The 26499-nt window shown below is 62.5% G+C and carries 22 protein-coding genes; 12 read left to right on the forward strand and 10 right to left on the reverse strand.

Features of this window, described 5'->3' with window-relative positions:
• Positions 1–29: 29 nt before the first annotated feature.
• The 3 genes from QRN22_RS18480 (at position 30) to QRN22_RS18490 (ending at position 3420) form a co-directional block, all read left to right on the forward strand.
• Positions 30–458, forward strand: coding sequence for a DUF2231 domain-containing protein (locus QRN22_RS18480; protein ID WP_042554549.1), 429 nt, complete (start codon positions 30–32; stop codon positions 456–458).
• The gene (locus tag QRN22_RS18485; protein WP_042554548.1) at positions 455–1747 is read left to right on the forward strand and encodes a PQQ-dependent sugar dehydrogenase; all 1293 of its coding nucleotides are present in this window, start codon (positions 455–457) and stop codon (positions 1745–1747) included. Before QRN22_RS18480 ends, QRN22_RS18485 begins: the two co-directional genes overlap by 4 nt.
• A 386-nt stretch (positions 1748–2133) precedes the next feature.
• A complete protein-coding gene (locus QRN22_RS18490) occupies positions 2134–3420 on the forward strand; it encodes an OprD family porin (RefSeq protein WP_419761285.1) in 1287 nt (428 codons plus the stop codon).
• Positions 3421–3734: 314 nt separating this feature from the next.
• Here the strand turns inward: QRN22_RS18490 and QRN22_RS18495 are convergent, their stop codons facing one another.
• From QRN22_RS18495 to QRN22_RS18505, 3 genes are all read right to left on the reverse strand, one after another.
• Positions 3735–4064: a DUF2790 domain-containing protein gene (locus QRN22_RS18495; RefSeq protein ID WP_042554546.1), complete on the reverse strand. Its 330-nt coding sequence runs from the start codon at positions 4062–4064 to the stop codon at positions 3735–3737.
• A 122-nt stretch (positions 4065–4186) separates the two neighbouring features.
• Positions 4187–5569: a heavy metal sensor histidine kinase gene (locus QRN22_RS18500; protein WP_257026899.1), complete on the reverse strand. Its 1383-nt coding sequence runs from the start codon at positions 5567–5569 to the stop codon at positions 4187–4189.
• Positions 5566–6240 (reverse strand): heavy metal response regulator transcription factor, encoded by a 675-nt coding sequence (locus tag QRN22_RS18505; protein WP_042554528.1) that lies wholly within the window; start codon positions 6238–6240, stop codon positions 5566–5568. The genes QRN22_RS18500 and QRN22_RS18505 overlap by 4 nt, the downstream gene beginning before the upstream one ends.
• A 462-nt stretch (positions 6241–6702) precedes the next feature.
• Between QRN22_RS18505 and QRN22_RS18510 the strand changes: the two genes are divergently transcribed.
• From QRN22_RS18510 to QRN22_RS18530, 5 genes are all read left to right on the forward strand, one after another.
• Positions 6703–7920 (forward strand): TolC family protein, encoded by a 1218-nt coding sequence (locus QRN22_RS18510; protein WP_042554529.1) that lies wholly within the window; start codon positions 6703–6705, stop codon positions 7918–7920.
• 95 nt (positions 7921–8015) lie between these two features.
• Positions 8016–9524, forward strand: a complete 1509-nt coding sequence (locus tag QRN22_RS18515; protein WP_082045811.1) for an efflux RND transporter periplasmic adaptor subunit — start codon at positions 8016–8018, stop codon at positions 9522–9524.
• A 21-nt stretch (positions 9525–9545) separates the two neighbouring features.
• Positions 9546–12710: a CusA/CzcA family heavy metal efflux RND transporter gene (locus QRN22_RS18520; RefSeq protein WP_042554530.1), complete on the forward strand. Its 3165-nt coding sequence runs from the start codon at positions 9546–9548 to the stop codon at positions 12708–12710.
• Between the two features lie 149 nt (positions 12711–12859).
• Positions 12860–13684, forward strand: coding sequence for an AraC family transcriptional regulator (locus QRN22_RS18525; protein WP_042554531.1), 825 nt, complete (start codon positions 12860–12862; stop codon positions 13682–13684).
• Positions 13685–13732: 48 nt separating this feature from the next.
• Complete coding sequence (locus tag QRN22_RS18530; protein WP_042554532.1) at positions 13733–14116, forward strand: cupin domain-containing protein; 384 nt, start codon at positions 13733–13735, stop codon at positions 14114–14116.
• Positions 14117–14162: 46 nt separating this feature from the next.
• Here the strand turns inward: QRN22_RS18530 and QRN22_RS18535 are convergent, their stop codons facing one another.
• The 4 genes from QRN22_RS18535 to QRN22_RS18550 form a co-directional block, all read right to left on the reverse strand.
• Entirely contained in the window at positions 14163–15239 is a 1077-nt protein-coding gene (locus QRN22_RS18535; protein WP_156152720.1) for a polyamine ABC transporter substrate-binding protein, read from the reverse strand.
• A gap of 185 nt (positions 15240–15424) precedes the next feature.
• Positions 15425–15766, reverse strand: a complete 342-nt coding sequence (locus QRN22_RS18540) for a cupin domain-containing protein (RefSeq protein ID WP_042554533.1) — start codon at positions 15764–15766, stop codon at positions 15425–15427.
• Between the two features lie 31 nt (positions 15767–15797).
• Positions 15798–17204 carry an NAD(P)/FAD-dependent oxidoreductase gene (locus QRN22_RS18545; RefSeq protein ID WP_042554534.1) on the reverse strand — a complete coding sequence of 469 codons (1407 nt, stop codon included), beginning with the start codon at positions 17202–17204 and terminating at the stop codon, positions 15798–15800.
• Between the two features lie 45 nt (positions 17205–17249).
• Complete coding sequence (locus tag QRN22_RS18550) at positions 17250–18065, reverse strand: AraC family transcriptional regulator (RefSeq protein ID WP_042554535.1); 816 nt, start codon at positions 18063–18065, stop codon at positions 17250–17252.
• 187 nt (positions 18066–18252) lie between these two features.
• On the opposite strand from QRN22_RS18550, the gene metE reads away from it, so the two are divergent.
• Complete coding sequence (gene metE / locus QRN22_RS18555; protein WP_042554536.1) at positions 18253–20550, forward strand: 5-methyltetrahydropteroyltriglutamate--homocysteine S-methyltransferase; 2298 nt, start codon at positions 18253–18255, stop codon at positions 20548–20550.
• Positions 20551–20715: 165 nt separating this feature from the next.
• On the opposite strand, the gene QRN22_RS18560 is transcribed toward metE, so the two are convergent.
• The gene (locus QRN22_RS18560; protein WP_042554537.1) at positions 20716–21264 is read right to left on the reverse strand and encodes a cysteine hydrolase family protein; all 549 of its coding nucleotides are present in this window, start codon (positions 21262–21264) and stop codon (positions 20716–20718) included.
• A 93-nt stretch (positions 21265–21357) separates the two neighbouring features.
• Positions 21358–22032: a DUF1028 domain-containing protein gene (locus QRN22_RS18565; RefSeq protein WP_042554538.1), complete on the reverse strand. Its 675-nt coding sequence runs from the start codon at positions 22030–22032 to the stop codon at positions 21358–21360.
• Positions 22033–22188: 156 nt separating this feature from the next.
• Here QRN22_RS18565 and QRN22_RS18570 point away from each other — a divergent pair, with 156 nt between their 5' ends.
• The 3 genes from QRN22_RS18570 to QRN22_RS18580 all read left to right on the forward strand — a co-directional run bounded on the left by QRN22_RS18570 (position 22189) and on the right by QRN22_RS18580 (position 26265).
• The gene (locus QRN22_RS18570) at positions 22189–22776 is read left to right on the forward strand and encodes an RNA polymerase sigma factor (protein WP_042554539.1); all 588 of its coding nucleotides are present in this window, start codon (positions 22189–22191) and stop codon (positions 22774–22776) included.
• Positions 22773–23753 (forward strand): FecR family protein, encoded by a 981-nt coding sequence (locus tag QRN22_RS18575; RefSeq protein ID WP_042554540.1) that lies wholly within the window; start codon positions 22773–22775, stop codon positions 23751–23753. Before QRN22_RS18570 ends, QRN22_RS18575 begins: the two co-directional genes overlap by 4 nt.
• A 103-nt stretch (positions 23754–23856) precedes the next feature.
• The gene (locus QRN22_RS18580) at positions 23857–26265 is read left to right on the forward strand and encodes a TonB-dependent siderophore receptor (protein WP_042554545.1); all 2409 of its coding nucleotides are present in this window, start codon (positions 23857–23859) and stop codon (positions 26263–26265) included.
• Positions 26266–26302: 37 nt separating this feature from the next.
• Here QRN22_RS18580 and QRN22_RS18585 read toward each other — a convergent pair.
• Positions 26303–26499: hypothetical protein (locus QRN22_RS18585; protein ID WP_285403654.1), on the reverse strand; the 197-nt coding region annotated here is incomplete at its 5' end.

The raw sequence follows: 26499 nt of genomic DNA on the forward strand, positions 1-26499 counted from the left end.
CCAGTTTCGCTGAACGATAAGGAGCCGCCGTGACCGTTACCACCCACCCCGTCTATCGACGCACGCCAAGCCCGCTACACGCGATACTGCTTGCCGGAGCCGTACCCCTGTTTCTCGGCGCCTTGCTGAGCGACGTCGCCTACTACAAGACCTTCCAGATCCAGTGGAGCAACTTCGCCGCCTGGCTTATCGCCGGTGGGTTGTTGTTCTCCGGTTTGGCGTTGCTGTTCGCGCTGGCCAATCTGATCCGCGCCGACCGCAAGGCCGGGCGCCCGGTCATGTACTTCCTGCTGTTGCTGATCACCTGGGTGCTCGGGCTGGTCAATGCCTTCGAGCACGCCAAGGACGCGTGGGCCATCATGCCGGCGAGTCTGGTGCTGTCGGTGATAGTGACCTTGTTGATCAGCATTACGGCGTGGATCGGTCTCAGCGGCCTGCGTTCGGGAGGTGCCGAATGAGAACTGCATGTTCACTGACTGTCCTGAGCATGGCGCTGTTGCTGAGTGCATGCGGCGGCGAAGCCGATAGCGCCATGGATCGTGGCCCGGATCCCAAACTGCCTGAACCACAACGTGGTCTGTTGCCGAGCATGAAGATCGCCGAACCGGCGGAGTGGGGCGATCAGAAACCGACCGTACCCGAGGGCTTCAGCGTCACGGCGATCGCCACCGACCTGCGCATTCCGCGGCAGACTCTGGTCCTGCCCAATGGCGATATCCTCGTCGCCGAAGGCCGCGGCGGCAACGCCGCGAAGCTCAAGCCCAAGGACGTGATCGCCGGTTACATCAAGGCCCAGGGCAACACCAAGGTCAAAGGTGGCAATCGCCTGACGCTGCTGCGTGACGCCGATGGCGACGGCACCTACGAGGTGCAGACGGTATTCGCCGAAAACCTCAATGCGCCTTACGGCCTGGCCTTCTTCGAGGGCAAGTTGTACGTCGCCAATCAGGATGCGCTGGTCAGTTTCGATTATGAAGATGGCCAGACCAAGGCGGGCGGCCCACCGACCAAGGTCACCGACCTGCCATCCGAGATCAATCACCACTGGACCAAGGCACTGACCATCAGCCCGGACGGGCGCTACCTGTACGTGGGCATCGGCTCCAACAGCAATATCGGCGAGCGCGGCATGGAAGTCGAAGCCGACCGCGCGCTGGTCTGGCAGGTCGACGCCGAGACGGGCGCTCACAAGCCTTATGCCACCGGCTTGCGCAACCCCACGGCACTGACCATTCAACCTGAAACCGGCCAGCTCTGGGCGGTGGTCAACGAGCGCGATGAACTGGGCCCCGACCTGGTGCCGGATTACCTGACCTCGGTGCGTGAAGGCGAGTTCTACGGCTGGCCTTATAGCTACTGGGGCCAGAACGCCGACACGCGGGTGAAACCGGACAAGCCGGAGAAAGTCGCCGCGGCGATCAAGCCGGACTACAGCCTGGGTTCCCACGTTGCCGCGCTGGGTGTCGACTTCTCCATTGCGGAGATGGGCGAGCAGTTCGCCAACGGCGTTTTCGTCGGTGAGCACGGCAGCTGGAACCGCGACAACCCGGTGGGCTACAAGGTGATCTTCGTGCCGTTCAATGACGGGCGTCCGGCGGGGGAGCCAATCGACTTCGCCACGGGCTTCCGCACCGACGAGGGCAAGACCCGCGGCCGGCCGGTGGGTGTCACCGTCGACCCGAAAGGCGCACTGATCATCGCCGACGACCTGGCCAATACCATCTGGCGCGTGACGCGTAATCAGTAAGTCGTGAACCCCGGGGCGGGCAAGCCGTCCCGGGGTGTTCCCATGCACGCGGTTCGCGACCCAGACACTTCGTGTTGAACGGTGGATTGCCCGCCGCAGAGCATGCCTTGCTGGGCAAGGCCTGCGTCGAGTCGCTTTCCGCTCTGTCTTCATCCCTCGCGCTGCACTTGCAGACACCCCGAAAAGTGGCCGTCAACGCATGGCTCGTGCGGCTGTCCATTCCTTTCAGAATTGTAATTTCCCCATCACCTTGCCGTTAGCTCCCGGGCGGAAGATAGCGTTTGGCCAACGTTTCACGAACTACAAAAGTGCCACCTATCTATAAGAAAACTGCCTTAACGTCTGGAGCAACCATGAAGAAAAAAGCCGCACTGTCGCTTGCCGTCATGTCAGCGATCGTTGGAAGCAATTGTGCAATTGCGGATGAGCGGAAGGAGGGGTTCATCGAAGGCAGTAGTTTGAGCATCCTCAACCGTAATTTCTATTTCAACCGTGATCACCGCAACGGCGATACCGCGCCGGGTGGTGCCGGTTATTCCGAGGCTTGGGCACACGGCATCATTGGCAAGTTCGAGTCCGGGTTCACCGAGGGCACCGTGGGTTTTGGCGTCGATGCCTTCGCCATGCTCGGCATCAAGCTCGACACCGGCGGCGGCCGCAATGGTGGGCGCAGCTCGTTCGATGTTCTGCCGGTGGATCGTGCAGGAGAGGCCCGCGACGACTACAGCAAGGTCGGTGGCGCACTGAAGGCGCGGGCATTCGACACCACGGTGAACGTCGGCGATGTATTTCCCGCCACACCCGTCGTTCATTACGGTGATTCGCGACTGTTACCCGAGTCTTTCCGCGGCGTCACCTTCGTCAATAACAGCCTGGATGGACTGACCCTGCAGGGTGGTCGTCTGCACTCGATGAGCCAGCCGGTGTCGAGCAACATGCGTGACAACTTCGTGACCTTTTACGCTGGCGGCGTGGATTCGCCGTGGGTCGGCTACTTCGGTGGTGATTACAGCCTCAATGAAAACGTCAGCTTCAGCGCTTACAGCAGTCGGCTCAAAGACGCCTGGGATCAGTACTACGTGGGCACGTCGCTGCGCTATCCGATCAGCGATGACGTGGCACTGATCGGTGGCTTCAATTACTACAAGGCGGTGGACGAAGGCTCCCGGCAACTGGGTCAATTCAACAACAGCATCTGGAGCGGCAAGCTTGGCGTGCAGTTCGGTGCTCACACACTGGCGCTGACGCACCAGCGCAACAACGGTGACGACGACTTCGATTACCTGCGCCAGTCCGACTCCATCTACCTCGACAACTCGATCCAGTACAGCGACTTCAACTCGCCCAAGGAAAAGTCCTGGATGCTCCGTTACGACCTCAGCATGGCGCCCTACGGCGTGCCAGGTCTGTCGTTCATGGCGCGTTACGGCAAGGGTACGGACGCCGACTACACCAATGCCAACAGCGTCTACATGCGCCGGGATGCAGATGGCAATCCGTTGACCGACCAGAAACGATGGGAGAGGGACTTCGAAGCCAAATACATCGTGCAGACCGGATCACTCAAGGATATGAGCTTGCGTATTCGTCAGGCCAATACACGGGCGACCCAGTTCGAGTCGGATCTTGATGAAGTTCGCTTGATCGTCGAATACCCACTTAGCGTTCTCTGACGGCGAACTCTGCAACTAACGGGACATGATGGTTGGTGACAGGATTGTAATGTGCCTACCACGCTCTCGTTATCTTCGGTGGATATAGTCATTGCATGTCTCTTACCGCGTTCGGAACGTTTCGAACGCTTACCCCATTCACCTTTGAAGCATTCGTGCTCCTTTGGAAGAGGTGAATCCTGGCGCCCCTGGTGGGCGCCTTTTTTATGCGTGGTCGGTAACGCTGGAGCGCCACTTTCCTGTTCAGGGCCCAGCGAATCGCAGGCAATAAAAAGCCGCCTGGGAAGGCGGCTTCGCTATGCGGCACGGCTGAGTCATCGCTGGTTGACGCATTGTCCTTGCATCGTATAACGCACGGAATGCAGCGTTCCTTGGGAGTCTTCGTAACTCATGATCTTCTTGAAGTTGCCGCAGGTGCTGATGTCCTTGGTCGTGTGCACCAGCTTGGCCACGTCGATTTTCATGCCATAGGCATAATCACGAATCAGCGGGGCGGGCTTGCCCGTGCTCGCCGCATATTCCCGCATGGTCACGGTACTTTCGTTCTGGTACTTCTCGTTGAGTTTCTCGACGGACACTTTGGCCTGAGCGAAAGATGCACCGCCCAGTAGTACAAAGGCAACCAGATACTTGCTGACGTTCATAACTGCACTCCTCTTTAAATGTGCAGTCATTATCGGTTGTCGATACTATCGCCAGCGTGGCGTCACCATTACATTGTTGACAGAAATCCTCCCGGTGAAACGTAGGCGATGAACAGGACGTTCTAGTGCGCAAAGGTCAGCCGGAAGAGCGTCGTTCCTCCAACGGTGGAATCCACACTGACACTGCCGTGGTGCAGGCTCATGATCGAGCGCACGATGGACAGCCCCAGCCCGGTACCGCCATCTGCACGGCAGCGGCTGGCATCGACGCGATAGAAACGTTCGAAGATATGCGGCAGGTGCTGCTGCGCGATACCGCTGCCGGGGTTGCGGATGGACAGTATCGTCGAGCCTTCCCGCTCTTCGATGCTCAGGTCGATGCTATTGCCTGTCGGTGTGTGCCTGATCGCGTTGGACAGCAGGTTGGAAATGGCGCGCTGGATCATCAGGCGGTCACCGCGCACCTCGCCGGCGCCTTCGATGGCCAGGGTTATGTGCTTTTCTTCTGCTGCCATCTGGAACAGATCGACAACCCGGCTCACTTCATCGCCCAGGCTGATCGCTTCGAATTTCACCAGCGCAGCCGGGTGGCTGACGTGGGCGATGAACAGCATGTCGGAAACGATGCGAGTGACTCTTTCGAGCTCTTCGATACTGCTTTCGAGAACCGCCTTGTACTCTTCCTGAGTTCGTTGCCTGGACAGCGACACCTGGGCCTTGCCCATCAGGTTCGAGATGGGCGAGCGCAGTTCGTGCGCGAGGTCGTCGGAGAACTGCGAGAGCTGTTGAACGCCACCATCGAGGCGATGAAGCATGAAATTGATGCCTTCGGCCAATTCGCCCAGCTCTTTGGGAAGACGTTCCACCGGTATGCGGTGGGTCAGGTCCTGCGTGGATACCAGTGAGGCTATCTTGCCAAAGCGCTTCAGCGGTTTGAGCCCACGCTGCACCACCCACCACGCACCGGCCCCGATGAACAGAAGCACGAACGGCAGTGCCGCCAGGGTCGACTTGAAGTAGGCGCTGAGCAGGTCTTCGTCGCTGGTTCGGTCCATGGCGAGGCGGACGATGATCTTTTCGCCATCGACAAGGCGCATCGCCGTCGTGGCGATGAGGATGTTGTGGTCGCGGCTATCGGTGCTTTTTTCGTAGCTGATCGTGCCCAGTGCGATGTCACTGGCAGGCGAGGCGGCGGGCAGATCGTTGATGCTGAGCAGCTCGCGTACCTGGGCGCCCGATTCATAGATGGTCAGGCGCAGGTTGTCGTGGCCGAGCACCAGGTCGAGCAGTTCGTGTGGCTGGTCCTTCAGGTCGCGTGTGGTCAGCTTGTCTTCGGCGAGCCTGTGCTCCATCTGGCTGAGCTTGCCGCGCAGGCTCTCGGTCGCCAGTGAAGACAGCTCGTGGGTCAGTGCGAAGTAGGCCAGTATGGTCAGCAGTACCACCAGCGCGGCCCCCATGAACACCACCGAGAGGCCGAGGCGCATGGACAGGCTGGCGGGCTTCAAGGGCGTTCCTCGAGTACGTAGCCAACGCCTCTGAGGGTGTGGATCAGCTTGTGGTCGAACGGGTCGTCGATCTTGGCGCGCAGGCGTCGAATGGAGACTTCGACCACGTTGGTGTCGCAGTCGAAGTTCATGTCCCATACCAGTGAGATGATTTGCGTACGTGAGAGCACTTCACCCGAGCGGCGCATCAGCAGGTGAAGTAATGCGAACTCCTTGGTCGTCAGGTCGATTCGCTGAGCACCACGGAACGCCCGGTGCCGGCCCGGGTCCAGCTCGAGATCGGCCACCTTCAAGACGTCTGGTACCGGCGCGTGCTCCGTGCGCCGCAGCAGTGACCTGACCCTGGCCAGCAGCTCGGGAAACTCGAACGGCTTCACCAGATAGTCGTCCGCGCCGAGGTCCAGCCCTTTGATCTTGTCGGCCAGCCTGCCGCGGGCCGTGAGCATGATGACCCGTGTGCTGGTGCTGCGCCTGATGTTCTCGAGCACTCCCCAGCCGTCCATTTCCGGCAGGTTCACATCGAGTATTACCAGATCATAGATATGTTGTTTGACCAGATGTAAGCCATCGATACCTGTTGCAGCTCTATCTACCACATAACCGCTTTCGCTGAGGCCCTGATGGAGATATTCGGCAGTTTTTGGCTCATCCTCGATAATTAGGATTCGCATAGTGAGTTACCTGAAGAGATTGATTCGGTGATTGTTCTGGACGTTATTCTTGGGGGACGAAATCCTGTGACGAATCAAGAAAGTCTAAACCCTGTAGTCACTTCAGGGTAAAGGCTCTTGGCCGCTATTTACGGGGGCTGTGGCAACCTGACGCAGCCCTCTGACGGCACCGACCCGTTCGTGAGTACGTTGGGTTTGCGAGGGACCGAGCGACCTGTGCGCTTGCCGGCAGGATTAGTTGGCGAGGCGATCTTAATGCAAAAGTTTTTGCCGAAAGAGTGGATTACATATTTGTAATGCTGCGGTCACCTTGACGATAAGTGCGCCTAATTAGATTTAGCCCCAATCACTACTTCGAATAATCATCGGTCGTTTGGCTGCCCCATTGCGGCACCGATACCGTATTGATTGAGGGCTTAACAATTGTTTGCCAATCCAGGTTTGTTTGGATGCCCACGAGGCATGACGCTGGTGCTCGCTGCGACGGCTTTTCTATGGGTGGGGCAGGCCAATGCCAGTGCAGCGGCTCTGACGCTGCCTGAAGCGCTGCGGCTTTCCCAGCAGAACAACCCCACGCTGGCGGCTGCCGGGTGGGAGCTGGATATCAGCGAGGCCGAGCGCAGGCAGGCAGGCTTGCTGCCCAACCCACAGTTGTCGTGGGAGGTTGAAGACACCCGCAGCGATACGCGGACCACCACCGTGCAACTGACTCAGCCCATCGAGCTGGGTGGCAAGCGCGGCGCACGTGTCGAGCTCGCCGAGCGTGGCATGGATGTCGCGGCCCTCACGGTGGAGCAAAGCCGCAATGCACTGAGGGCGGACGTCATCCAGGCTTTTTACGGCGCGCTGCAGGCCGGTATGCGTGTCGAACTGGCCAATGAGTCCCGTGAAGTCGCGCAACGCGCGCTCGGCATTGCGCATGGCAGGGTCAAGGCTGGCAAGGTTTCACCGATAGAGCTGACGCGCGCCCGGGTGCAACTTGCCGAGCTGCAGTTGGAGTCCAGCCGAGCCACCCGTGATCAGGGCATCGCCAAGGCTCGTCTGCGCCTCGTTCTGGGCGAGGAGCAGGTTGCCGACACGCTTCGGTTGCAAGGTGATGCGACCCGTATCCCGGAGCTGCCACCGGTTGCCCGTTTGCTGTCGGCACTTGCCAGCAGTGCCGAGTTGCGTTCTGCGAAGCTTGCCATCGAACAACAGGAGGCTTCTTTCGCGCTGGAAAGAACGCAGCGCATCCCTGATCTGGATGTCAGCCTTGGCAGCCAGTACAGCGCCGCGGACCGCGAGCGTGTGAACCTGGTTGGGCTGTCCATACCCCTGCCGCTCTTCAATCGCAATCAGGGAAATATCCTGGCGGCGGCGCGTCGTGCGGATCAGAGCCGTGATCAGCGCAATGCCACCGAGCTGCGGCTGCGCAACGAAGTCGCGACTTCAGCTGACCAGTGGCTGATGGCCAAAGAGGAAATCCGTTCCTTCGAATCGATGATTCTGCCCTCGGCCCAGAGCGCCGTCGAAAGCACTGCCCGTGGTTTCGAGATGGGCAAGTTCGGCTTCCTCGATGTGCTCGACGCGCAGCGCACCTTGATCCAGTCCCGTGCGCAATACATCCAGGCGTTGTCTGCGGCCACCGAGTCGTGGGTGCAGCTCGAACGCATCCTTGGTGACGTCACCGCTGTCGAGTGAGCCTCGGCACTCATCACCCAGGTTTCCATTTTCAGAGTCGCCATGGGCCGCCTACCGCTTTGCTAGGTGCCTGGCTTATCCATTCGGGAGTATTCATGAGTAAGAAATTGGCCTTGGCGATCAGCCTCGCCCTCGGGATTGGCGTGGCCGCTGGCGGCGCCTGGTACCTGAATGAACCCGCGGCCGACCACGCGAGCGAGGAGGCCGCCAGTCACGCCGAAGAGGGGCATGCGGACAGCGAGAGCGGGCATGGTGATGAGGCCGTCGGGCCCAACGGTGGTGAAATTCACACCCGGGGTGCCTTCAGCCTGGAGTTGGTGGCTCCCGAGAGCGAGGACGGTTCGAAGCCGATTTCCATTTACCTGTCGAAAGATGGCAAGCCCATTGCGCCGTCAACCGATACCTCCGTCACCCTTGAAGCGAAGCGTGCCTCGGGCGAGCGCGTCACCCTCGTATTCGCGCCGCAGGAGGCAGCGTTTGTCAGCCGCGTCGGCATCGCTGAACCGCATTTCTTCGACGCGCAAATCATCGTGCGAAGTGCGGGGCAATCCCTCGAATTCGCCTATTCGAAAACCGAGGGGCTGCTCGAGCTGACTGAGCAGCAGATTCGCGTTGCCGGTATCCAGAGCGAGAAATCGCAACCGCGGGTCATCGACTCCACCGCTCGGCTGCCCGGGGAGATTCGCTTCGACGAGGATCGTACCGCCCATGTGGTACCCCGCATTGCCGGCGTGGTTGAAAGCGTACCCGTCAATCTGGGCGACATGGTCCGCAAGGGCCAGACACTGGCGGTAATCGCCAGCCAGCAGATTTCCGATCAGCGCAGCGAGCTCGCCGCAGCACAGCGCCGCAGCGAGTTGGCCAGAACCACCCTCGACCGCGAGAAGCAGCTATGGAAGGACGGCATCTCCGCCGAGCAGGACTATCTGCAGGCACGCCAGCTTTCGCAGGAGGCGGATATCGCGCTCGGCAATGCCAGGCAGAAGATGAGCGCGCTGGGTGGGCAGGGAGCGTTATCCCAGGGTAATCGCTACGAGCTGCGTGCACCGTTCGACGGCACCGTCGTGGAGAAGCATTTCGTGCTGGGCGAGGTGGTCGATGCATCGAGCAACGCCTTCACGCTCACCGATCTGAATCATGTGTGGGCCACGTTCAACGTCGCGCCAAAGGACCTGGCGGCCATTCAGGTCGGCAAGCAGGTTCAGGTGCTGTCACCTGAGCTGCAGACCCAAGTTCAGGGCAGTATTTCCTATATCGGCAGCCTGCTGGGCGAGCAGACGCGCACCGCGACCGCCCGTGCGGTTCTGACCAACCCCGATGGTGCCTGGCGGCCTGGCTTGCCCGTCGCCATCGAGGTGGCGACCGCATCCCGTGAGGTTGCCGTCACCATTCCTGCAGCTGCCGTGCAGCGTATCGATGAGCAGCCTCAGGTGTTCGTCAGGGTCGACAACGGATTCGTCGCTCAGCCGGTAAGGCTGGGCGTGGCCAGCGATGGTTTCGTAGAAGTCACGCAGGGTTTGAGTGCCGGCGTCGAGGTTGCCGCGCAAGGCAGCTTCATCCTCAAGTCCGAGCTTGGCAAAGGCTCCGCAGACCACGCCCACTGACGGCTACCAGCGAGAAATCTCATGTTCGAGCGTATCATCCAGTTCGCTATCGAGCAGCGCTTCGTCGTGCTGCTTTTCGTACTCGCAATGGCAGGTATCGGGATCGCCAGCTATCAGAAGCTGCCGATCGATGCCGTCCCCGATATCACCAACGTCCAGGTGCAGATCAACACCGCTGCAGCAGGCTTTTCGCCACAGGAAACCGAACAGCGTGTGACCTTTCCCATCGAAACCGCGATGGCAGGTCTGCCGCAACTGATACAGACACGTTCTCTGTCGCGCTCCGGGTTTTCCCAGGTCACGGTGATTTTCGAAGACGGTACGGACCTGTACTTCGCCAGGCAACTGGTCAACGAACGCCTGCAGATGGCCCGCGCACAACTTCCCGTCAACGCGGAAACGGCCATGGGGCCGATTTCCACAGGGCTGGGGGAGATCTTTCTGTGGACCGTCGAAGCCCAGCCCGGCGCCACCAAGGAGGACGGTAGCGCCTACACCGCCACCGATCTGCGCGTCATCCAGGACTGGATCATCAAGCCGCAATTGCGCAACGTGCCCGGCGTTGCGGAGATCAACACCATCGGCGGTTTCGCCAAGGAATTTCAGGTCGCCCCGGATCCCAGGCGACTGGCTGCCTACCGGCTGACCCTGAGCGACCTGATCACTGCGCTCGAACGCAACAATGCCAACGTGGGCGCGGGTTTCATCGAGCGTAACGGCGAACAGCTGGTGGTTCGCGCACCGGGGCAGGTATCGGACGAGAAAGACATCGCCAACATCATCGTTTCGAACGCCGGTGGCACGCCGATTCGCGTCAGTGATGTGGCGCAGGTGCAGATCGGCCGTGAACTGCGCACCGGCGCGGCAACCGAGAACGGCCGTGAAGTGGTCCTCGGCACCGTGTTCATGCTGATCGGCGAGAACAGTCGCAGCGTGTCTCAGGCCGTATCGGCCAAGCTGGTGGAGATCAACCGCTCGCTGCCGAAAGGGGTGGTGGCCGTCGCCGTGTATGACCGAACCAACCTGGTCGACAAGGCCATCGCCACCGTCAAGAAGAACCTCATCGAGGGCGCGATTCTGGTCATCGCGGTGCTGTTCCTCTTCCTGGGCAATATCCGTGCGGCGATCATCACCGCGATGGTGATTCCGCTGTCGATGCTGTTCACCTTCACCGGGATGTTCGCCAACAACGTCAGCGCCAACCTCATGAGCCTGGGGGCGCTGGACTTCGGCATCATCGTCGATGGTGCGGTGGTGATCGTGGAAAACTCGATCCGCCGGCTGGCCCATGCCCAGCAGCACCACGGCCGCATGCTGACCCGCGCCGAGCGATTCCGCGAGGTGTTCGCGGCGTCCAGAGAGGCCAGGCGTCCGCTGATCTTCGGTCAGTTGATCATCATGGTCGTTTACCTGCCGATCTTTGCCCTCACCGGGGTCGAGGGCAAGATGTTCCACCCCATGGCGTTCACGGTGGTGATTGCGCTGCTGGGGGCGATGATCCTTTCCGTGACCTTCGTGCCCGCCGCCATTGCCCTGTTCATCACCGGCAAGGTGAAGGAAGAGGAAGGCATGGTCATGCGCTCGGCCCGCCGCGCCTACCAGCCGGTTCTGGCGTGGGTGATGAGCCATCGTACCCCGGTGTTCGCAGCCGCTCTGGTGGTGGTCGCGCTGTCCGCTCTGGTCGCCACGCGCATGGGCAGCGAGTTCGTGCCCAGCCTGAGCGAGGGCGACTTCGCACTGCAGGCGCTGCGGGTACCCGGAACCAGCCTGACGCAATCCGTGGAAATGCAGCGCCGCCTGGAAACCGCGCTGATGGAAAACATGCCGGAGATCGAGCGCGTGTTCGCCCGAACCGGCACCGCGGAAATCGCCGCCGACCCGATGCCGCCGAATATTTCCGACGCTTACGTGATGCTCAAGCCCAAAGAACAGTGGCCGGATCCGGACAAGTCACGCGAAGCCCTCATCGCCGATCTGCAGCGTGTCAGTGCCACGGTGGCCGGGAGTAACTACGAGCTGTCGCAACCGATTCAACTGCGCTTCAACGAGCTCATTTCCGGCGTGAGGAGCGACGTGGCGGTCAAGGTGTTCGGTGACGACATGGACGTGCTCAACAAGACGGCTGGCGAAATCTCCGAGGTGCTGGAATCGATCAGCGGTGCTTCCGAGGTCAAGGTCGAGCAGACGTCCGGCTTGCCGATGCTGACCATCAACGTCGACCGCGAAAAGGTCGCGCGCTACGGCCTGAACATCGGCGACGTGCAGGACACCATCGCCTTCGCGGTAGGTGGGCAGCAGGCCGGTACCGTGTTCGAGGGCGACCGGCGCTTCGCTATCGTGGTGCGTCTTGCGGATCAACTGCGTACCGATGTGGAGGGCCTGTCACGTCTGCCCATCCCCATTGCGCCGCGCCCTGGCAGTGCCGCGGATCAGATCGAGTTCATTACCCTGGCGGATGTCGCCAGCCTCGATCTGGTGCTGGGGCCCAATCAGGTCAGTCGTGAAAACGGCAAGCGCCTGGTCGTGGTCAGTGCCAACGTCCGTGGTCGCGATCTGGGCTCGTTCGTGGAGGAAGCCGGGCAACGTATCGAGCAAGGGGTGCAGATACCCACGGGCTACTGGACGACCTGGGGCGGTCAGTTCGAGCAGCTGCAATCAGCGGCCAAGCGGCTGCAGATCGTGGTGCCGGTGGCGTTGTTACTGGTCTTGACCTTGCTGTTCATGATGTTCAACAACCTCAGGGATGGCCTGGTGGTATTCACCGGCATTCCCTTCGCGCTGACGGGCGGCGTGCTGGCGCTGTGGTTACGGGATATTCCCCTGTCGATCTCTGCCGGCGTGGGGTTCATCGCACTGTCCGGCGTGGCCGTTCTCAACGGCCTGGTGATGATCGCCTTCATCCGTAGCCTGCGCGAAGAGGGGCGGCCGTTATCCGCGGCGATCACCGAGGGTGCCCTGACACGCCTGCGACCCGTGCTGATGACCGCCCTGGTCGCCTCGCTGGGGTTCGTGCCCATGGCATTGGCCACCGGTACGGGGGCCGAAGTTCAACGGCCATTGGCGACCGTGGTGATCGGCGGAATTCTCTCCTCCACCGCACTGACCCTGCTGGTGCTGCCTGCGCTCTACCAGTGGCTGCACCGCCGAGACGAGGACGAGCAGGTCGTAGCGCAGAGCGCCCGGTAACCCCTGCTGGCGGCACAGGGCTGGAGCTGTGGAGAGGGCCCTGAACCGCCCTCGTGGCTTTCCCGCCGGACGCACGCGAAGGGAGACTTACGGCGCACGTCGATTTACTGTGGCGGCGTCAGACAGCGCAGCGGCAGGGGAGTCGAGCCATGGGCACGGATACGAACGGTCGAGACTGGGTGCTGCGCAGCCACGTGCCGGGGCGGGTGGAGCGCATCGAGGCCTATTTCAGCGGCCATGGGTACGACCCGCATCGCCACGACGCCTACGCCATTGGCCGCACGCTATCCGGCGTGCAGAGTTTTCGTTATCGGCGGGCCATGCGCCATAGCCTTCCTGGCGGCACGCTGGTCTTGCATCCGGACGAGCTGCACGACGGCATGGCGGGCACCGCGGACGGTTTTCGCTACCGCATGCTCTATATCGAGCCGCTGCTGATCCAGCAGGTGCTGGGCGGCAAGCCGCTGCCCTTCATCGCTGGCGGGCTTAGCGATGACCCGCGCCTGCGCCGGGCCACCGAGTCGTTCATGCAGGCGATGGATCATCCTCTCGAATCGCTGGAGGAAGACGATGCCATCCATGACCTCGCTCGCGCACTGGATGCGGTCGCCGGCACGAGTCGAGGGCGGCGCACCGTCGACTATCGCGCTGCGCAGCGGGCGAGGGAGTACATCCATAGCCGTAATGGCGCGAGCATCACCCTGGACGAGCTGGAGCATGTCAGCGGGCGCGAGCGCTGGAGTCTTTCCCGGGATTTTCGCGCGCTGTTCGGCACCAGCCCCTACCGTTACGTGACGATGCGGCGGCTGGATCGTTGCCGTGAGCTGGCATTGGCGGGTATCGGCCTGGCCGACGCGGCGCTGATCGCCGGCTTTTTCGACCAGAGCCACATGACGCGTCATTTCGTCAGAAGCTTTGGCCTGTCCCCGGCTCGCTGGCTGAGCATGGTGAGGTTGCAGGATCGTACAAGATAGCGCTCCGGCGCCTCGCTAGAGTGGTGAAAACCAACCGAGGAGCCGCCCATGTCCAGCCAGAATCCGTCGTCGAAACGCCCCGTCAACCTGGAGCAGAAATTGGCCCTGATCCAGGATCAGTGGTCACCCAGAGTGGTCGCGGAAATGAACGACTACCAGTTCAAGGTCGTGCGCCTGCAGGGCGATTTCATCTGGCATGCCCATGCCGAAACGGACGAAGCCTTTTTCGTCCTCGATGGGCAGTTGCGACTCGATTTCCGTGATGGCCAGGTAACGCTTGGCAGCGGCGAGCTATACGTGGTGCCCAAGGGTGTGGAGCACAAGCCTTACGCCGAGCATGAGGTGAAGCTGATGCTTATCGAGCCGCGGGGTGTGCTGAATACCGGAGAGCAGGGCGGAGAACGTACGGCGATGAACGATCTGTGGATCTGACGGCTGGGCCGGCGTTCATTGCGAACGCCGGCCTTTGATCACTGCGTCAGGTGCCGCTTTTCACCTTGGTCCAGATTCGCGTGCGGATGCGGTCGATGTTCAGCGGCATGGCTTCCAGGGCGTAGAGCTTTTCCATGACGTCATCGGGCGGGTAGACGCTGCTGTCGGCCTTGAGCGCCGGGTCGACCAGCGCGTCGGCCTTGCTGTTGCCGTTGGCGTAGTGCACGTAGTCACTGATGCCGGCGATCACCTTGGGCTCCAGCAGATAGTTCATGAAGGCGTAGGCGGCTTTTTCGTTGGGTGCGTCCTTGGGGATGGCGACCATGTCGAACCACATCGGCGCACCTTCCTTGGGAATCACGTAGGCGATGTCGACGCCATTGCCGGCCTCCTTGGCGCGGGCGCTGGCCTGCATGATGTCGCCGGAGAAACCCACCGCCATGCACACGTCGCCATTGGCCAGCTCACCGACGTATTTGGAAGAGTGGAAGTAGGCGACGTTCTCTCGCATCTCCATCAGCAGCGCTTCGGCCTTCTTGTAGTCCTCGGCCTTCTGGCTGTGGTGCGGCAGGCCCAGGTAGTGCAGGGCGATGGGCAGCATTTCCGGGCCGTTGTCGAGAATCGCCACACCGCACTTGCTCAGCTTGGCCATCAGCTCGGGCTTGAAGATCAGGTCCCAGGAATCCAGCGGCACGTCGTCGCCGAGTACGGCCTTGACCTTCTCGACGTTGTAGCCGATGCCGGTGCTGCCCCACAGGTAGGGGAAGCCGTGCTGGTTGCCCGGGTCGTTGCCTTCCAGCGCCTTGAGCAGCGTCGGGTTGAGGTTCTGCCAATTGGGCAACTGTCTCTTGTCCAGCTGCTTGAGCGCGCCGCCCTGAATCTGCCGGGCCATGAAGTGGTTGGAGGGGAAGACCACGTCATAGCCGGAGCGGCCGGCCATCAGCTTGGCGTCGAGGGTTTCGTTGCTGTCGTAGACATCGTAGTGGGGCGTTACGCCACTGGCCTGCTGGAAGTCTTTCAGGGTGTCGGGGGCGATGTAGTCCGTCCAGTTGTAGATGCGTACGTCCTGCGCTGCCTGGCTGACCGAGGCGACGAGCATGAGCGGGATGAGCGATTTCAGCATGGGAGACCTCAACGATTGTTGTCGATGTTTTGGAGGCAGCAGTCAGGACCTGTTCAAAGTCTGCTGCGCGTCGGCACTGCTGCGTTAAAAACAGGCTCAGAATGCTCATTTACAGCGCGTAAACTGCGCTTCTTCGCCTGTTTTTGCCTTGCATTGCTCTAGCTCGCGAAACTTTGAATAGATCCTCAGAAAATCAGTACATAGGTTTTACGCAGCGTTTCTTGTATGTCCCACACGCCAGTGGTGTTGGCCGGAAACAGGATGGCGTCGCCGGCTTTTATTTCGATGGGCTCGCCCATGTCGGGGATGAAGGTGCAGCGCCCGGCGATGAAGTGGCAGAACTCCTGTTGCACGATCTGCCGACGCCAGCGGCCGGGCGTGCATTCCCAGATGCCGGTTTCCACGCCGTCGTCGCGCTCCACGCAGGTCACCGAAGTGACGGCGGCGGGCTCGCTGAGCGGGACCGCGACCGGGTTGTGTTGGTCGAGTGCGACGCTGTCGGTATTACGAAAGTGGGTGATGGTCATGGCTTGCAACCTGAGTGGCAGATGAGGGTGTTCACTTCATGAAACCTTCCATCAGGCTGGCGACGCGCTGCGCCATGTAGCGCTGCCACGGGCGGCTGGATGGGTCGGCCAGCAGTTTGTCTTCGCGCACGAAGCTGCGGATGATGGCGTTGTAGCCGAGCCAGCGGCAGGGCTCCGGCTCCCAGCGCGGCAAGTCCTGCACACGGGTGTCGTGACGCACCCAGGGCTGGCGGGTGAGCAGGCTGTCGTTACCGAGGATCAGATCGGCCAGGGTGCGCCCGCCGAGGTTGCTGGCGCCCACGCCTTCGCCGCCGTAGCCACCGGAAAGGGCGATGCCGCTGCCACGGTCGCAGAGCATGTGCGGATGGAAGCGCCGGGCCATGCCCAGGTTGCCGCCCCAGGCGTGGGTGATGCGCACATTGCGCAGTTGTGGAAACAGTTCGCTGAACAGGTAGCGGCGCAGGCCGCGCTCCTCGTCACTGAGGTTGAAGTCGCTGCGCAAGCGGCTGCCGAAGCGATAGCCGCCGCGCGCGCCGAAGATCAGCCGGTCATCCATGCTGCGCTGGCCGTAGGTGACCTGGCGGCTGGTCTCGCAGAAGGCCTGGCCGCGTTCCAGGCCGATCTCCGCCCAGGTCGAGGCGGGCAGTGGTTCGCTGGCGACGATCAGGCTCTGCACCGGGATCTGATGGCGGCCGAGTGGCGGCAGGTTGGCGGCGTAGCCTTCCACGGCAGGCACCACCCAGTCTGCGCGCACTTCGCCCGCTGCGCAGCGCACGCTGCCGGCCTGCCAGCTCAGGGCCGGCGTGCCTTCGTAAATGCTCACGCCCAGCGCTTCCACGCAGCGGGCCAGGCCGCGCACCAGCCGGGCCGGCTGAATGGTCGCGCAGTGTGGCGTGTAGAGTGCGCCATAGGCGCCGGGAATGCGCAGTTGCTGGGCGAGTTCTTCAGCGGGCAGCCAGCGGTAGTCGTCGTCGCCCAGGCCTTCTTCGCGATAGCCGCGCAGGTACTCGCGCAGACGCAGTTCCTGCTCCGGGTAACGGGCCGCGCAGTACAGCACGCCGCCCTTGCGGTAATCACAGTCGATGCCTTCGCGCTGCAGCACCTGGCCGACTTCATCGGGAATGCCATGCAGCAGGTCGTAGGATTCACGGCGGGCCTGCGGCGACAGGCCCGACAGCAGGCGATCCTCGCCAAGCAGGTTGCCCATCAGCCAGCCGCCGTTGCGACCGGATGCACCGAAGCCGGCGATCTTCGCCTCGAGGATGACGATGCGCAGCTCGGGAGCCTGGCGCTTGAGGTAGTAGGCCGTCCACAGCCCGGTGTAGCCCGCGCCGATGATGGCGACATCGGCCTGGACATCGCCTTGCAGCGATGGGCGCGGTGTCAGCGGCTCATCCAGTTGATCCATCCACAGGCTGATGTTGCGCCAGTCGTTCATGCACCGCTTCCACGCAGAATGTATGCAGCAAGACTAGAAGCCCGATCAGGCGTTGTCTTGCGCGCGTACCCGCGCGTAGAGGTCTTTCAGGTAGGCCTTGGGTGAGAGGCCGGTGTGGCGGCGAAAGGTGCTGTAGAAGGCGGTCAGGGAATTGAAGCCGGCTTCGAAGGCCAGCTCGTCCATGCGCCGCAGGTCATTGCCTGCCTGCAGGCGTTGCAGCAGGTGCTGCAGGCGCGCCTGGTTGACGTAGCGGTAGAAGCTCTGGCCGAGCACCTGGTTGAGCAGGTAGGAAATCTGGTTGCGGCTGTAGCCGGTGGCAGTGGCCACCTGTTGCAGGCTCAGGGCCGGGTCGAGAAAGGGCTGTCGGCGCTGGAAGTAGTCCTGCAGGTCCTGCGCCATGAAGCCCAGCTGGCGGGTCGACAGCCCCAGCTTGCTGATCGCCGCGCTGGTCTGGATCGGAGGGCGCGTGTCCTGACCTTCATGCACCAGCGAGGCGTATTCGTTGACCCGCCAGATCAGCCCGTCGCGCACGGTGATGGCCTCGGCGGTACGAAACGACACCAGGCCCTCGCCGCCATGCAGCGTGGTGCGGTACTGGATGAATGCGGTATGGCCGTCGATGCGGATGCGGTCGGTGTGTTCCAGGGCTTCGTCCGGGTGGCGCGGCATTGTGCTGAGCACGTAGTCGCGCAGCTCGGCCAGGCCCATGCTGCGGTTGAGGAAGAAGTCGTTGTACTCGACCTCCGGGTGATAGAGCGCCATCACCGCATCCAGATCGCGGTACTTCCAGCTGTAGTGGTAGCGCAGCACGGTTTCGCGGGTGCGTTCGGTCTGGGCGGGGTCGTCGGGGATATCTGGCATGCCGGGTTCGTCCAGGTGGCAGAGGGCAGCTTGCCCGAGTCAGGGTGTGTCCTCAAGGGGCGGCCAAGATGAGCCGTACGAGATCAACGTGAGTAAAACTTGTTTTTAACGTTAATCGATTGAGTTTGTTTCACTCGGTCGCGGCCTCGACAATGCACACCATCATTTATGCATTGGAGATATCGCCATGGCCCTGGCACACAGCCTCGGATTCCCCCGAATCGGACGTGACCGCGAACTCAAGAAAGCTCAAGAGGCCTTCTGGAAAGGCGAGCTGGACGAAGCCGGCCTGCGTGCCGTGGGCCGTGAGTTGCGTGCCCGGCACTGGCAGGTGCAGAAGGAGGCCGGTATCGAGCTGCTGCCGGTCGGCGACTTCGCCTGGTACGACCAGGTGCTGGCCCATTCCCTGACCTTCGGGGTGATACCCGAGCGTTTCCGCCCTGTCAGCGGCAAGCCGACTCTGGACACGCTGTTCGCCATGGCCCGCGGCGTGAGCGGCGACAACTGCTGCGGCGGCGCCCATGCGCAAGAGATGACCAAGTGGTTCGATACCAACTATCACTACCTGGTACCCGAGTTCACTGCTGACCAGCAGTTCGCCCTCAGCTGGGAACAGCTGTTCGAGGAAGTGGATGAGGCCCTTGCCCTGGGCCATGAGGTCAAGCCGGTGGTGATCGGCCCGCTGACCTACCTATGGTTGGGCAAGCTCAAGGGCGAGGCTCAGGGTTTCGACAAGCTGGAGTTGCTCGAGCGCCTGCTGCCGCTCTACGGGCAGATCTTCCGGCGTCTGGCCGAGCAGGGCGTGGAATGGGTGCAGATCGACGAGCCGATTCTGGTGCTCGACCTGCCTCAGGACTGGAAGAACGCGTTCGAACGCGCCTATAACATTCTGCAGCGCGAACCGCTGAAGAAGCTGGTCGCCACCTACTTCGGTGGCCTAGAAGAGAACCTCGGCCTGGCGGCCAACCTGCCGGTGGACGGCCTGCACATCGACCTGGTGCGCGCGCCACAGCAGTACCCGACCATCCTCGACCGTCTGCCGGCCTACAAGGTGTTGTCCCTTGGCGTGGTCAACGGCCGCAACGTGTGGCGCTGCGATCTGGAAAACGCCCTGGCAGTGATCGGCCATGCCCACAGCCGGCTCGGCGAACGCCTGTGGATCGCACCGTCCTGCTCGTTGTTGCACAGTCCGGTCGACCTGCAGCGTGAAGATCAACTGGATGCCGAGCTGAAGGGCTGGTTGGCCTTCGCCACGCAGAAATGCGCCGAGGTGGCGCTGCTGGCGCGTGCCGTCAATCAGCCGGACGCTCCCGAGGTGCGCACCGCGCTGGCCGAGAGCCGCGCCGTGCAGGCCAGCCGGGCGGCTTCACCACGTATCCACAAACCGCAGGTGCAGGCGCGCCTGGCCGCTGTGACCACCCGCGATAGCCAGCGTGGGGCGCCGTTCGCCCAGCGTATCGTCAAGCAGCGGGCCGGCCTCGATCTGCCGCCGTTCCCGACCACCACCATCGGCTCGTTCCCGCAGACCTCGGCGATTCGTCTGGCGCGCCAGGCTTTCAAGCAGGGCAAGCTGTCGCTGGGTGATTACACCGACGCCATGCACAGCGAGATTCGCCATGCTGTTGAGATTCAGGAGCGCCTGGGGCTCGACGTGCTGGTGCACGGCGAGGCCGAGCGCAACGACATGGTCGAGTATTTCGCCGAGCAGTTGGACGGCTACCTGTTCACCCGTTTCGGCTGGGTACAGAGCTACGGTTCGCGCTGCGTGAAGCCGGCGGTGATCGTTGGCGACCTGAGCCGACCCCAGGCCATGACCATGGAGTGGATTCGCTATGCGCAGAGCCTCACCGGCAAGGTGATGAAGGGCATGCTCACCGGTCCGGTGACCATGCTGATGTGGTCGTTCCCCCGTGAAGACGTCAGCCGCGAAGTGCAGGCCCGGCAGCTGGCCCTGGCGATTCGCGACGAAGTCGTCGACCTCGAGCGTGCCGGCATTCGTATCGTGCAGATCGACGAAGCGGCATTCCGCGAGGGGCTGCCGCTGCGCAAGGCCGACTGGCAACACTATCTGGACTGGGCTACCGAGTCCTTCCGGCTGTGCGCCAGTGGCGTGCGTGACGAAACGCAGATCCACACCCACATGTGCTACAGCGAATTCAACGACGTGATCGAATCCATTGCCGCCATGGACGCGGACGTGATCACCATCGAGACCTCACGCTCGGACATGGAACTGCTGCAGGCCTTCGAGGCTTTCGAGTACCCCAACGAGATCGGCCCGGGCGTCTACGACATCCACTCGCCGCGGGTGCCGGACACCGGCGAAATGGTCAAGCTGATGCGCAAGGCCGTGCGCCGTATCCCAGCCGAGCGCCTGTGGGTCAACCCGGATTGCGGCCTGAAGACCCGCGGCTGGCCCGAGACCGAAGCCGCGCTGGTCAACATGGTCGCCGCCGCCCGCCAGCTACGCAAAGAGCTGGTCTGAGGCTTGAGGTCGCCGCCTCTGGTGCAGCAGTTGTAGGAGCCGGGGGGACGCCTAGTCCTTGCCGGCGAAAGCGGTGGAAGATTCGCCGATGGTGTCGGAGCGCAGATCGATTCGCTGGCAAGCCAGCTCCTACTGTTTTTCTGTCGGTAGCCTGTGGTTTACCGCCTAACCCGCCAGGTATTGTTCGGTCGAGGTGACGGTCGCATAGGCGAAGGCCAGCGCGGCCATATAGGCTGCCTGGACCTGCGTGGCTGGAACCTGATTGCCTTCGAATTCCTGGTCGCGTGTCGCGCAGGCATCATGGATCACCGTGGTGGCGTAGCCGAAGTCCGCACTGGCGCGGGCGGCGGCATCGATGCACATATGGCTCATGGCGCCGACCAGGGTGATCTGTTCGACGCCTGCCTTGTCGAGCTGCGCCTTCAGATCGGTGTCGCGAAACGCGTTGACCTTGTGCTTGAGCACCACGCTCTCACCCGCCTGCGGCTGCACGCTGGCATGGATCTGCGCACCGCTGGAGCCTGCGGCGAAGAAGGGCGCCCCGTCTCCCTGAAATTCATGACGCACGTGCACCACCGTATCGCCGGCAGCACGAGCGGCTGCCAGCACACGTGCGGCGTTCCGCGCTGCCGCGTCGATGCCGTGCAGCGGCCATTTGCCGTCGGCGAAGTAGTCGTTCTGGATGTCGATCAGAATCAGGGCGCGCTTGCTCATGATGTGCTCCATGGGAAGGGGATGGTTTACACCTTAGCCTGTGCGCCACCGATAGGGGAGGCGGGCGGGGCCGGTCAGCGTTGTGGCGATCTTTCAGACCGCATCTTCAGCCGCCTTGCCGGCAGGGTTCTCGCGGGTCGGCATGGCGAGTATCTCCGGCAGCACTTCGCGCGCGAATACGCCGTGCAGGCGCCACAGCTCGGCGACCGGATCGAGGTGATGATCGACGCGGATATCCCACAGCGGGTACTCCTCGCGGTCGACGATATAGATCACCGCCGAGGATTCGCCATGGCGGTCACCGCCACGGGCATCACCGGCGGACAGGGCATGGATCAGCCGTTCGACCAGCGGCCGATCCTCGCCATGGCGAAAGGCGTCGGCCACGGCGTCCAGCACCTGCGGCCCGACAAGGCGATTGCCCTGCACGGAAAACTGTTCACCGGATAGCGAACCCGCCCAAGGAATGCACTGATCACCCGTCCAGCAGACACTGTCCCCCTCGCGGTCGATCAACGCCAGCTGACGCAGTTCCATGCACGGGTCGGTATCCATCAGCCGTTTGAGTGCTGCGGGGGCTGAATGGCCCTGGCGTAACAATGCCAGCCCGTCGAGGCCCAGGTAGGGATTGACCTGCGCCTGGGTCGCCACCGCCCCAGCACCTGCGGCGGCGTGGCTGAGCAGCTTGCCGACGGCGGGCATGGCGGTAGCGGCGGCAACGCCGAACTGGCCGGTTCTGGGGCAGCGGGCAACGATGGAAAAAGTCATGGCGGCTCCTTTATGCGCATGTGCCTTAGGCCGCGGACCGGTCGCGATCGTTCCGCTTGTCGGTCGTCGCAACGCTATCGGTATTTGTTGATAAGCATTATCATTCGCTGGATTGCCGCCACGCCTCTGGCGCATCGTCACGAGCAACCCCACTTCATGGTCGACCAGCCGTCTTCACTCGAGCCTCGCCAGCCCGATCCGTCCGCGACGGAGCCGGTACAGCGCGATGCTTTCCTGCGCACCTTTCTCGCCCGTCGTGAACAGATGGAAGCGGTGTTGCGGCGGCGCGTCGGTTGCCGGGCAACTGCGGCGGATCTGGTGCAGGAGCTGTTCCTGCGTTTCTGGCGACGGCCCAGTGCGCCGCTCGAAGACATGGGCAGCTACCTGATTCGCAGCGCCCACAACCTGGCCATCGACCATTTGCGCAGCGAGGGCGCGCGCAGCCGTAACGAAGCCGGACTGCTGTCCGAGCAGCGTAATGACACCAGCGTCTCACCGGATGCCGCCCTGGAAGCGGGCAGCGATCTGCGCCGTGTGGAGGCCGCGCTGCGGGGGCTGCCGGAGCGAACCCGGCACATTTTCCTGCTCAATCGAATTCACGGTCAGACCTATGGGCAGATCGCCCGCAGCATGGCGCTTTCCCAGAGCGCCGTAGAAAAACATATGATGCGCGCCCTGGAAGCCTGCAAGGCCAGCGTCATCGACACGCCGGCCAGCCACTCACACGGAAGCGTCGCGCCATGAGCCACGAGTCATTCATACAGGAGGAGTCACTGTCGCGCATCGAACAGGACGCCTGGCTGTGGCTCGGCCGTCTGCAGGGCCAGCCGGGCGACAAGGTACAGATGGCCTTCGAGCAATGGCTGGCCGCCGCGCCCGAGCATGTCGATACCTTCGTGCGCATGCAGTCGCTCTGGCACCTGAGCCGCCCGGCTGCCCAGCGCCTGGCCGAGGAAGAGGCCGCCGCCTTGCAGCAGTACCTGCGCCCGCCGTCGAGCCGCCGCCCTTACTGGGCTTCGGCACTGGCGCTGGCCGCCTGCCTGCTGCTGGTGGTCTGGGGAGGCGGGTGGCAGCCGTTGCGCTGGGTCGATGACCTGGGCGCGGACATGGTCTCGGCACCCGGGCAGGTGCGCAGCGTGACATTGAGCGATGGCTCCACCGTGGTGCTGGATGCCGACAGCGCCATCGCCGTCGAGTACGGCGAGGGCGAGCGGCATGTCGAGCTGCGGCGTGGTGCGGCGTATTTCAGTGTGGTGCCGGGCGATATTCCCTTCACCGTGGCCGCCGCCGGTGGCGAGGCACGGGTGCTCGGCACGCGTTTCGAAGTGCGCCGGTTCGATGATGGCGCCCGGGTCTCGGTGCTGCAGGGCCGGGTGGCCGTTCGTGGTGGGCCACTGGAGGCACCGCGGGTGCTCACCGCCGATCAGCAACTGAGTTTTGCCGATGGCGTCAGCGGCAAGTTGCGCAGTGTCGATGCCGAAGCGCTGACTTCCTGGTGTGACGGCCGTCTGAGCTTCTACCGTACGCCGCTGGGCGAGGTGCTCGACGAACTGCGCCGCTATCACCCGGGGCGCATCGTGCTGCTCAACGATGACCTGCGCGAGCGGCGGGTCAGTGGCAGCTTCGCCAGCCAGGATCCCCAGGCGATTCTCGATGCCCTGCAGGGCGTCGTCGGCTTCCAGCAGCACACTGTGCTGGGACGCCTGATCATCCTGCGCTGAAAATATTTTCGCTGGAGGGTGAGGTAAACCCCATCGGCATCCGTGTACTGCTTTGAATGCGACTTTTTCGCAATGAGAACCAGCACCTGGGATGATGAAAGCCATGAATCACCGCACCATGCGTCGGCAGGATGCCACCTTGAAACATGTCGGCCTGGCGGCCCTCCTGCTGAGCACGGGGATGCTGCCACTGGCACCGCCGGCGCTGGCCCAGGCCGTTGCCGATCAGGCGGCGACCTATGTGTTCGCCATACCGGCGCAGCCGCTGCCGCAGGCGCTCGATGCGTTCAGCCGAACCACCGGCCTCAACGTGGTGTATACCGACGAAGCGCCATACGCCGTGCAGGCCTCGGCACTGCAGGGGCGCATGAGCGTCGAGCAGGCGCTGGCCCGCTTGCTGGCCGGCTCCGGTTTCACCTTCGCGCGAGCGGGCGCCGGCACCGTCACGCTGCAGGCAGTGCCTGCCGATGGCGCAGTGAATCTGGGCGCCGTGAACATTCAGTCGCAACGCACCACGGCCTACAGCTATCAGCCACCCGAAACCACCTCGCTGACACGCAGCGACACGCCACTGCTGGATATTCCCCAGGCCGTCGCGGTGGTGCCGGCGCAGGTGCTGCAGGATCAGCAGCCACAGAATCTCGATGATGCCCTGGTCAACGTCAGTGGCATCACCCAGTCCAATACCTTGGGCAGCACGCTCGATGCGGTGATGAAGCGCGGGTTCGGTGACAACCGTGATGGTTCCATCCTGCGTGATGGCATGCGTACCATCCAGGGCCGCAATTTCACCGCCACCGCCGAGCGCGTCGAGGTGCTCAAGGGGCCGTCATCGATGCTCTACGGCATTCTCGATCCGGGCGGCGTGATCAATGTGGTCAGCAAGAAACCTCAGCTGGAAAGCTACCGCGCCATCACCGGCCGGGCTTCGACCTTTGGCCATGGCAAGAACGGCAGTGGCGGCACCCTCGACCTCACCGGCCCACTGGGCGAAACCGGCCTGGCCTATCGGCTGATCGCCGATTACGACGACGCCGACTACTGGCGTAGCTTCGGCACCAATCGCGACAAGACCTTCGCGCCCTCGCTGGCCTGGTATGGCGAAGACACCACCGTCACCCTCAGCCACGAGTACCGCGAGTATTCGGTGCCTTTTGATCGGGGCACGGTGTTCGTCAATGGCAAGCCGCTCGACATTCCCAGCGAACGTCGTCTGGACGAGCCTTACAACGTCACCGAAGGTCGTTCCAACCTGAGCATCTTCGACCTCTCCCACCAGCTCAACGATGACTGGAAGGCCCATTTCGCCTATAGCTACAACCGCGATACCTATGACGATTACCAGGCGCGGGTGACCAGTGTGAATACCAGCAACGGCACGGTAGGGCGCCGTCTGGATGGCACACGTGGCGCGGTCAGCACCTCGCACTTCGCGACGTTCGACCTGGACGGCAGGGTCGTGCTGGGCGGTATGCGGCACGATCTGCTGATGGGCGTGGATCACGAGTACCGCAAGTTCTACCGCGAGGATCTGATTCGACAGACAACCACGCGCCGGCTCGATTACAACCAGCCTATCTACGGGCTCGACCCGGTGCCCACGACCGTGGTTGCCAGCGACAGCGACCAAACCGATCGAGTGGTCACTCAGTCGGCCTTCATTCAGGACTCCATCCACCTCAACGAGCAATGGATCTTCGTCGCTGGTGCCCGTTATCAGCTGTATGACCAGCTTGCCGGGCGTGGGCGGCCGTTCAACAAGAACACCGACATCAACGGCCAGTTGTGGATGCCGCGTGTCGGCCTGGTCTACAAGCTCAACGACGAGCTGTCGCTCTATGGTGGCTACAGTGAATCCTTCAAGCCCAACTCGACGATTGCACCGCAAAGCGGCATCGGCTCTGTCAACGAGATGGCGCCGGAGGAGGGCAAAAGCTGGGAGCTGGGGGCCAAACTGGATATGCCCGGGCGCATCACCGGTACCCTGGCGCTGTTCGATATCGTCAAGGAGAACGTTTCGGTTCTCGATCTCGAGGGCTATCGCCGAGCGGCGGGGGAAGTCCGCTCACGGGGCGTCGAGCTGGATCTCACTGGCCAACTCACTGATCGTATCAGCCTGATCGGCACGTTCGCCTTTACCGATGCAGAGGTGACCAAGGATCCGTCGATCAAAGGCAATCAACTGCAGAACGTCGCCAGGCAAAGCGCTTCGCTGTCTGCCGTCTATGACCTTGGTGCGCTGCTCGGCGGCGATCGCCTCAGAGTGGGCACGGGGGCTCGCTATGTTGGTGATCGCCAGGGGGACTCCGACAACACCTTCACGTTGCCGTCGTATACCGTTGCCGATGCCTTCGCCAGCTATGAGACGCGCCTAGGCGAGAACAAGCTGCGCCTGCAGCTCAACGCCAAGAACCTGTTCGACAAGACCTACTACAGTTCGTCGGTGAACAGTCTCAACGTGTCCATTGGCGAGCCGCGTCAACTGCAACTCTCCAGCACCCTGGAGTTCTGAGCGCGTCCACAATCGCTTCGCCCCGAGGGCGGGGCTCCTACGCGGTGTCTGGTATCCACGCGATGGTGTAGGAGCCGGCTTGCCGGCGATTGGTAGCCATGCCGCGATTGTGCAGGATGACCACCATCGCATCGCCCGCAAGCGGGCTCCTACGCGGTGTCTGGTATCCACGCGATGGTGTAGGAGCCGGCTTGCCGGCGATTGGTAGCCATACCGCGATTGTGCAGGATGACC

The organism is Pseudomonas sp. MEJ086 (assembly GCF_030209025.1).
Taxonomy (GTDB): domain Bacteria; phylum Pseudomonadota; class Gammaproteobacteria; order Pseudomonadales; family Pseudomonadaceae; genus Aquipseudomonas; species Aquipseudomonas fulva_A.

Coding starts and splice junctions, on each gene's coding strand:
- QRN22_RS18495 (WP_042554546.1), bottom strand. CDS start 4,064: ATGAACGTCAGCAAGTATCTGGTTGCCTTTGTACTACTGGGCGGTGCA.
- QRN22_RS18545 (WP_042554534.1), bottom strand. CDS start 17,204: ATGAACGACTGGCGCAACATCAGCCTGTGGATGGATCAACTGGATGAG.
- QRN22_RS18520 (WP_042554530.1), top strand. CDS start 9,546: ATGTTCGAGCGTATCATCCAGTTCGCTATCGAGCAGCGCTTCGTCGTG.
- QRN22_RS18550 (WP_042554535.1), bottom strand. CDS start 18,065: ATGCCAGATATCCCCGACGACCCCGCCCAGACCGAACGCACCCGCGAA.
- QRN22_RS18510 (WP_042554529.1), top strand. CDS start 6,703: ATGACGCTGGTGCTCGCTGCGACGGCTTTTCTATGGGTGGGGCAGGCC.
- QRN22_RS18505 (WP_042554528.1), bottom strand. CDS start 6,240: ATGCGAATCCTAATTATCGAGGATGAGCCAAAAACTGCCGAATATCTC.
- QRN22_RS18570 (WP_042554539.1), top strand. CDS start 22,189: ATGGTCGACCAGCCGTCTTCACTCGAGCCTCGCCAGCCCGATCCGTCC.
- QRN22_RS18530 (WP_042554532.1), top strand. CDS start 13,733: ATGTCCAGCCAGAATCCGTCGTCGAAACGCCCCGTCAACCTGGAGCAG.
- QRN22_RS18560 (WP_042554537.1), bottom strand. CDS start 21,264: ATGAGCAAGCGCGCCCTGATTCTGATCGACATCCAGAACGACTACTTC.
- QRN22_RS18565 (WP_042554538.1), bottom strand. CDS start 22,032: ATGACTTTTTCCATCGTTGCCCGCTGCCCCAGAACCGGCCAGTTCGGC.
- QRN22_RS18540 (WP_042554533.1), bottom strand. CDS start 15,766: ATGACCATCACCCACTTTCGTAATACCGACAGCGTCGCACTCGACCAA.
- QRN22_RS18525 (WP_042554531.1), top strand. CDS start 12,860: ATGGGCACGGATACGAACGGTCGAGACTGGGTGCTGCGCAGCCACGTG.
- QRN22_RS18535 (WP_156152720.1), bottom strand. CDS start 15,239: ATGCTGAAATCGCTCATCCCGCTCATGCTCGTCGCCTCGGTCAGCCAG.
- QRN22_RS18485 (WP_042554548.1), top strand. CDS start 455: ATGAGAACTGCATGTTCACTGACTGTCCTGAGCATGGCGCTGTTGCTG.
- QRN22_RS18575 (WP_042554540.1), top strand. CDS start 22,773: ATGAGCCACGAGTCATTCATACAGGAGGAGTCACTGTCGCGCATCGAA.
- metE (WP_042554536.1), top strand. CDS start 18,253: ATGGCCCTGGCACACAGCCTCGGATTCCCCCGAATCGGACGTGACCGC.
- QRN22_RS18490 (WP_419761285.1), top strand. CDS start 2,134: ATGTCAGCGATCGTTGGAAGCAATTGTGCAATTGCGGATGAGCGGAAG.
- QRN22_RS18515 (WP_082045811.1), top strand. CDS start 8,016: ATGAGTAAGAAATTGGCCTTGGCGATCAGCCTCGCCCTCGGGATTGGC.
- QRN22_RS18580 (WP_042554545.1), top strand. CDS start 23,857: ATGAATCACCGCACCATGCGTCGGCAGGATGCCACCTTGAAACATGTC.